This window comes from Polynucleobacter sp. Tro8-14-1 (assembly GCF_018881655.1).
In the GTDB taxonomy this organism is placed as follows: Bacteria; Pseudomonadota; Gammaproteobacteria; order Burkholderiales; family Burkholderiaceae; genus Polynucleobacter.
The window spans coordinates 265589-273399 of sequence record NZ_JACVPX010000002.1; the positions used below are offsets into that span (position 1 = coordinate 265589).

Annotated in this window: 5 protein-coding genes; 2 read left to right on the top strand and 3 right to left on the bottom strand. The window is 43.6% G+C overall.

From position 1 onward, the window contains the following. Positions 1-434: 434 nt before the first annotated feature. The gene (locus ICN34_RS03805; protein ID WP_216120854.1) at positions 435-3752 is read left to right on the top strand and encodes an autotransporter outer membrane beta-barrel domain-containing protein; all 3318 of its coding nucleotides are present in this window, start codon (positions 435-437) and stop codon (positions 3750-3752) included. A 115-nt stretch (positions 3753-3867) separates the two neighbouring features. Here the strand turns inward: ICN34_RS03805 and ICN34_RS03810 are convergent, their stop codons facing one another. The 3 genes from ICN34_RS03810 to ICN34_RS03820 form a co-directional block, all read right to left on the bottom strand. After that, positions 3868-4491, bottom strand: coding sequence for a tyrosine-type recombinase/integrase (locus ICN34_RS03810; protein WP_216120855.1), 624 nt, complete (start codon positions 4489-4491; stop codon positions 3868-3870). A 182-nt stretch (positions 4492-4673) separates the two neighbouring features. Beyond that, complete coding sequence (locus tag ICN34_RS03815; protein WP_255538564.1) at positions 4674-5843, bottom strand: linear amide C-N hydrolase; 1170 nt, start codon at positions 5841-5843, stop codon at positions 4674-4676. A 175-nt stretch (positions 5844-6018) separates the two neighbouring features. Beyond that, positions 6019-6621 carry a hypothetical protein gene (locus ICN34_RS03820; RefSeq protein WP_216120857.1) on the bottom strand — a complete coding sequence of 201 codons (603 nt, stop codon included), beginning with the start codon at positions 6619-6621 and terminating at the stop codon, positions 6019-6021. Positions 6622-6658: 37 nt separating this feature from the next. Here ICN34_RS03820 and ICN34_RS03825 point away from each other — a divergent pair. Continuing rightward, positions 6659-7811, top strand: a protein-coding gene (locus tag ICN34_RS03825) for an IS3 family transposase (RefSeq protein ID WP_143742197.1) whose coding sequence is annotated in 2 segments (ribosomal slippage) — positions 6659-6899 and positions 6899-7811 — 1154 coding nt annotated over the 2 segments. Because the reading frame shifts where the segments join, the coding sequence is not laid out codon by codon here. This gene is flagged as partial in the annotation.

Consider the following 7811-nt stretch of genomic DNA (forward strand, 5'->3'; position numbering starts at 1 on the left):
ATTTACTGACCTTTGCTTCGGCGGTGGTTTTAATTTCTGTAGATAGAGATCATATCGCTTGCCCTAGCGATCGGCAGCTTCCAGGCTAACTTCAGCCCTTCAATAGATGTAATTTTCAGAGATTTGACCGGCAGAGAGCGGCCATTAAGAGACACCAGTAAGAGGCAGGGTTGCGCCCTTTTATGTCGCAGTTCGCATATAAATCATGCTATTCCCGCCAAAATCCTGGTTAAACATATTTAAAGCAGCCATTTGAGTGTTAAATAAACCTCACCTGTGGTCCAATCTTAGGACTGTAGCTCTGTGGATTTGAATACAAATGCAGCGTACTTGTGTCAATAGCTTTAGTTTCGAAATTTAGACTTTATGCGATCAAGGTTTTTTTATCAAATATCCCATAAACTCTCAGCAAATAATAACCACCCTGAATCTATATGAAATTAGTCAAAATTTACTTGGCAATACTTTTGGTATTGAGCTCCTCGCTCATATTTGGTGTCGAATGTGACCCTACTCAAGTAATTTCATCCAGTTGCTCCATAACTAGAAATGACCTCGGTACTTATACCCCCAACCCTTCAGTTAGTTTTGCATGGGATGGCGGAAGTATTAACGTTAGCCCTGCAGGACCAATAAACTTTAACAATGGAACTTCAACCGGTTTCTGGGTGGGTCCAACGGTCCCGGCATCTGTTGGAAGCTTGATTATTAACTCAAATTCCACCATAGATATTCCTGGTAACCCAATCTACATTACAGTGGGCAATACTGTTGACACCATTGTGAATAATGGCACCTTAAATTCATCTGGCGACATCACAGTCTCTAACGGTGGAACAATTAATAACTTTACAAATAATGGCACGATAAGCAGCTCTGGTGATAACGCCATCAATTCAGGGACAATTATCAACTTTACAAATAACGGAACTATTTCGAGTTCTGCCGGTCTAGCCATAACTCAGATAACGACAATCAATAATTTAGTTAATACTGGAACAATATCTAGCTCTAATAGCAATGCAATCATGTTACTTGACGGCTCGACGATAGGTTCTCTGAATAACTCAGGAATAATTCAGGGTAGTTCTAGTGCAATTTACTTTACCACCGCAAACTTCGGGGGGTCTGCCGCCAGAATTGATGCCCTAGTTAATTCGGGAACTATTCAAGCTCTAAATGGAAATGGAATTGACTTAAATTCTGGAAGCATTAGCAGCGTCTCAAGCATAGGAGTTCTTACCAATACCGGCACAATTTTGGGGGGTGTTGGCAACTATGCAATCTCAGTCGACTCTTTATCGGCAATACAAACTCTAAACAACTTGCAAGGCGGCACTATTTCAGGCTCATCAGGTGATGGCCTAAATAATTCTGGCACCATAACAAACTTGAATAATGCTGGCCTCATCAGAAGCTTTGGTTCCGGCGGACATTATGGGGTAATAAACTCGGGAACCATTAACAATTTAAATAATAGCGGTACTTTAAGCGGTCTTAACTCTGGCTTATCCAACAGTGTTGGTGCAACTATTTCTGTATTGACAAATGCAAATGGTGGCTCCATTGGCGGTGGCGGTACTGGAATTACTAACGCAGGAGATATTGGAGTGCTGATAAATAACGGTCAGATTTCATCTGCGTTTAGCACTGGTTTATCTAACACTGGAACTGTTGGGGCGCTTACAAACATTGGGAGCATTCGAGCGCCATTTGGCAATATGATTTCCAACTCCGGAACAATTACCTCTCTGAATAATGCACAGGGCACTGGTGATACGACCCCGTTAACCTACACTCGAAACCTCCCTCAAAACTACAATATTATTCTTGGTTCTACTGCAAATACTTATGGCAAGTTAGCTGCAACTTCTGTAACTAGCTGGGACGGTGGTGCTGGTACAACTAACTTTGGAATTTATAGTGGACTAGTTAAGTCAACAAGCTATTTGGATGTCATTTCCGGTGTAAGCGCAAGCTTGTTCACGCCATCGAGCCTCACGGGCAACTATGGCGGATATCAATATAATTTAGTTCTAGAAGCAGGAACTTCTGGTACTACCAATATGTGGGATTTGCTATTCCCTGCATATGTTGCCTCTAGCAACATCGTTACCAGTTCTGGAAACTATTTAAGTGCTGTTGGTAATACATTAAATCCCGTCTTTGCGGGTGGAACTTTAACTTTGCTTAATGGAGATAATTCCAATCAAGCTTTTGCAGTTAATTCTAGTGGCGGCACAATTACCTCACCTTCAGGCGGCTCAGCCACTTTATCTGGAGCGTTCTCAGGCCCGGGTGCAATGACTTTTAACGGTACTGGCACTACGTATATGAATGGCGTTAATACATATACCGGTGGCACCACAGTAGCAGGCGGCACTTTAAGCGTTGGCTCTTCAGAAGCAAACAATGCAGCACGTTTGGCTGGTGATGTTACGGTGCAAGCAGCTGGTGCTTTGGCTGGTCATGGTGGTATTGGTGGTAATGTCACCAATAACGGCAGAGTAGCTCCCGGCGGCTCTATTGGAACTCTCTCTGTCGCTGGTAACTATACTCAAAACAGCGGCGGTACTTTATCAATCTCCATTACCCCAACTGCCAATAGCGTGTTAGCAGTAGGTGGAACAGCAAGCGTAGCGGGCGGCTTTACTATTGATGCCTCTAGTGGCACTTACGCTAAGAAGACTTATACAGTTCTCACCTCTGCTGGTCTAACAGGGAAGTTTTCTAACCTCTCAGGTAACCTAGCAAGCTACAGCTCTTTGAACTCATCACTTAGTTACGATGCTAATAATGCTTATCTCACCTTAAGTGCAGGAACAGGCGATACCCAGCAATCTTTGGTGAATACCGCTTCTGTATTACAAGGCATCTACACTTTGCAAAATACTGTTTTAGCCAATAGCTTTTCTTATGACTGTGCAGTCTTTGGTGCTAATAATGTATGTATATCTGCTGGTGGTCGAAGTACTGCTGTGCAAGCAGAGGGCATTAACAACACTAGTGGTTTACTCATCGCAGCCTATCGCCCCCATGCCAATTATCGAATCGGTGCGTACGCAGATCAAAATCTTTCAACCAATAGTCCGGGTGGCACAGTCAAGTTAGGCAATAGCACCCCATTGATCGGCCTGTTTGGCGCTTGGAATGAGCGCTTGGATGGTACCGGTACGGAGGTGAAGGTCTCTGCTGCTTATGGGCAAAAGAATGCAACTGTGACCCGTTCAGTAGTGGGAACTTCAGATCCTGGTACTGGCTCGTCTAATTTGATAAGCCAAGGTGCTCAGATACAAGCCAAGTATGGTTTTGCAGTCCTGCCAGAGGTAATTGTTAGTCCGTATGTTGGCATGCGTTATACCCAGAACAATATGGGTGGCTACACCGAAGGTACATCTTCAACTGTCACTGCGCCATTAACTTACTCAGCCCTCAATACCAATGCCACTACCGCATTAGCAGGACTAGGTGCTTCATACCGCTTTATTCCTAAGGCAACGGTATACGCTAGTGCTGGTGTCGAGACTGATACCAATACTGCTAATGGTACTTACTCTGCTACTGGAGTAACTGGATTAACTCCAATCAACTTTAATACTAATCCCGTTAAAACCAGACCTACCGCTACTATTGGGGCTTATTACGATGTAGAGAAGAACCAGCGTTTAGGTATCAATGGCATCTACCGCCAAGAGCCATTTCAAGCAGTGTCTACTACCAGTGTGATGGCGACTTATACGATTGGTATGTAAAGGGCTTAATGACTCAAATGGGTCGATATTTGCCTGCGGTAGCCAAACCCTTCAAATGTCCGCTTATGAGTAAGGGGCAGACTGCAGCAATGGTATTAATGCAGCCGCCCCAATTTCAAACCTCAGTTTGTTCTGCCATCTCTAAAGCATCATCTACTTCAATACCTAGGTAACGAACTGTACTTTCCAGCTTGGTATGACCCAGCAGCAACTGAATTGCTCGTAGATTTTTAGTGCGGCGATAGATTAAAGATACTTTAGTGCGACGCATCGTATGGGTTCCATAGTTAGCCGATTCCAATCCAATCGAGCTGACCCAGCCATGGACAATCCTAGCGTACTGCCTAGTGGATAAATGAGGGGATTCTTTGATCCGACTTGGAAATAAATAATCCTCCAAGCGCAAGCCATCAGCATAAATCCACTGCTCTACGGCAGCTCTTGTCAGCTCAGTAATTTCAAACTGAACTGGTCGATGGGTCTTTTGCTGCAATATATTGGCTCTAGATGAAACATGGTCACCAGTCGCGATATCTCGAACTTTTAACTTAACCAGGTCACAAGCTCTTAACTTGCTGTCGATAGCTAAATTAAATAGAGCCAAATCTCGCTTGCTACCATTGAGTTGAAGTCGAACTCGAATGGCCCAAATATCTTTTAACTTAAGCGGTGCTTTCTGCCCTGTCAGTTTGCCTTTATTCCAGGGTTCTTTATGCGTAGTTGCAATAAGCTGTTCCATGACATTCTCCTTGTGTGAAAGGGAATACCACTTTGCGCTGAATTAATGGCATCAGCAAGGACTCTAGAAATCTCAAAAGCAGTCATTCAAGCTAGTTAGCTACTGGAGGCAAATATCGACCCATTGGAGACATCCAAACAAAAGCCACCCGAAGGTGGCTTTATTCTCACTCATCAACGTATTTACTGATTTAATACAACAAATAGATCAGCACCTGCTTTATCTACATCGTAGCTTGAGATTGACTTAATTTGCTTAATGCTCTTAAGCTTATTCATATCAACCACAGCAAAATTCATGGCATTAATACTGCGTACATAATATTGATTACGATTTAAATCACTCATCGTAGTCCACAAGGTAACTTCACTTGAAAAACCTTTGCCACGTATTCCGTCACCTGAGCCACCAGCCCCATCAATGGTTAAATCATATGGACGATCAAAGTTATTCATGACGTGGGCCAGAAGATTCATTGCTTCATCAGGAGTCTTCCCTTTTCGAACATAATTCACATAGAAAGCTGCTTTTACAAAACGACCTTGTGATGTTTGTGCAGATGGCAATGCAGTCAGAGCAATCCCAGAATCTTGAGTTGCCAATGGCATCTTACCTAACTGACCGGTATTTTTATCTACGTTTGTAAACGTATAGTTGTTCAGATTTTGTAAATGCCATGGGAAATCAGGTCCATTTGTCATTACCCCAACAGGATTGTCATACACATTCATCTTATTATTGGTGAACTCTATAACTAGGTTACCTCCTGTTTTATCCACAAAGTTATAGTGCTGAGGAAATGGATTGGGGCTAAAGTCTTTTATAACTGGCAACCAAAATTCTGTTTCTTTGGATTCAAGAGCTGCTTTTAATTCCGCTACATTTTTAAAATTACCCAAGGTCCATGATCCGAAATCAGTAATAGATAACAGTTTGGAGTCTTCCGCGGTAACAGGGATTCCAGTGGTTGAATTTAACCAATTGACTTTAAAACTGAGGCCATGATCATTCATGCCATCAGCAAAAGTTACCTGCTTGGATGTAGGAAGAGCTTGGGCGGTCATTCCTAAAATCGCATACTTGGTATTAAACGTCTTACCCTGCTTGCCTGAGGGTGTAACAGACTCAATTTTTGTACCAGCGGGAAAATAGGTCATCGCCGTTGGGATAATCGAACTAAATTCTAGGGTTCGACCATGGTAAGCATTACCGTTAAGATCCGTCATCATCAGAGAAGTGCAAGCAACTGCATTTCCTATTGAGGAGAAAATAAAGGAGGCAGCCAATAGAAGAGCGCCAAAGGACTTGCGAGTTTTCATAATTGAATTGATATGGGTTAAAAGAATTTTCATGTTAGCATCAGAAAATTACATATTAAATAATTTTTTAAAGGTACAGCCCTATTAAGAGGCTTTATTTTAAGGTGGGCATGCATTTAATTGACGCCTTATGGCCGATTTCATGTCTAAGCGTCCATCACCGCAATTAGTCACTTCACGATCCATAAGGACGCTGAAATAAAGCCACTTACTTTGGAAGAAGGACTGTTAAGCCAAGAAATCCACCAAACCCCTTAGCACTTGTAGGTGTAGTTGTAACCATATAGGTTGGACCAGCTTGAACTTGAGTATGGTAGCCAAACAGGTTGACAGTTTTGCCACCACTTAAAGTGAGCTGATTCGCGGCTGCCTTTGCGTCATAGTTATAAGTCATCTGACTACCTAAGTTATAAGTCCAGGCAGCATCCGTTGTATAGGAAATACTAGGTTGAATATTGAACAAATTGGCGGACCCCCCAGCTATATTGCTACCAACACCCCATGAGTTATAAGCGACCGCGCCGATGACCCAATGGTCTGGGGTAAAGTAAGCGCCCGCTGAAATCCCCAGTCCTGTTTGTTTGGAGCCATTATTTATATTGGTTGCTGGAAGTTGAAAATAAGGCCCAATACCAGCATAAAAGTATTTTGCGTATGCAGGCCCTAAGTAAGTAGCTAGCTGTAATGGCTGAGCTTGATTAGTAACTTGTTGATCATTTGTGTTGTGATTCAAAGTCAGCATAGGATTTACGATCAGTTGTAAATCACTTCCAAGTGCTACTGGGTGAATCGCTACCACTTCTATAGACACTTTCTAGCCTAATATTTAGTCTATTAGGAGGTGTGTAATGAGTACAAGAAGACGGTTTACTGAAGAGTTCAAGTTAGAGGCAGTCAAGCAAGTCGTTGAGCGAGGATTTGGGGTTCGAGATGTGGCTGCTAGGCTGGGCACCTCACCCCATAGTCTGTATGCCTGGATTAATAAATATGGTATTCCAGCCGAGCAGCGCTTAGTTCAAGATGATCAATTAGCTAAGCTTAAAAGACTGGAGGCGGAGCTGCGGCGGGTTACCGAAGAGCGCGACATCCTAAAAAAGGCCGCCGCGTACTTTGCCAAGGAGTCCGGTTAAAGTACGCCTTCATCAAAAAGCACCAGCATGAGCATGCCATCCGCACGATGTGCAAGGTTTTGCGAGTCCACCACAGTGGCTATTACGCTTGGCTTAAAGAGCCGCTCTCGTCTCGAGCGTATGAGAACCAGATGATCGTAGGTCAAATTAAGCAAGCGTGGCTGGCAAGCGGCACCATCTATGGTTATCGCAAGATCCATGATGACCTGCAAGATCTGGGGATTGCTTGTGGAGAGCAACGGGTGTATCGATTGATGAAGGCACAGGGCCTGCGTTCCCAAACAGGCTACAAGCGTAAACCACGGCACCATACTGGTAAGCCTCATGTGGCAGCCCCCAATCACTTGGGTCAGCAGTTTGATGTTTTAGAACCTAATGAGACCTGGGTAACGGACATTACTTATATCCGCACGCATGAGGGTTGGCTGTACTTGGCGGTGGTCTTGGATTTATTCTCCCGCCAGATTGTAGGCTGGTCGATGCAAGGTCAAATGGATAAGGAGTTGGTGGTCAGCGCCTTGCTGATGGCTTTATGGAAACGAAAACCCAAGCAGACAGTGATGATCCACTCGGATCAAGGCAGTCAATTTTCTAGTTACGAGTGGCAAGCGTTCTTAAAAGAACATAACCTCAAACAAAGCATGAGTCGGCGCGGAAACTGCCATGACAATGCCGTAGTGGAGAGCTTTTTCCAACTACTCAAGCGGGAGCGGATTAAACGTAAAACCTATGCCAGCAGAGCAAAAGCAAGAGAAGATATTTTTGATTACATCGAAATGTTTTACAACCCGGTTAGACGCCATAGTTACAACAATGGACTTTCTCCGGTAAGATTTGAAGAGCAGTACCAAGCGAGGTTGGGAAGTGTCTA

Bases quoted from the DNA above. Each gene is read 5' to 3' on its own strand.
- ICN34_RS03805 (WP_216120854.1), top strand. From the start codon at position 435: ATGAAATTAGTCAAAATTTACTTGGCAATACTTTTGGTATTGAGCTCC.
- ICN34_RS03810 (WP_216120855.1), bottom strand. From the start codon at position 4,491: ATGGAACAGCTTATTGCAACTACGCATAAAGAACCCTGGAATAAAGGC.
- ICN34_RS03815 (WP_255538564.1), bottom strand. From the start codon at position 5,843: ATGAAAATTCTTTTAACCCATATCAATTCAATTATGAAAACTCGCAAG.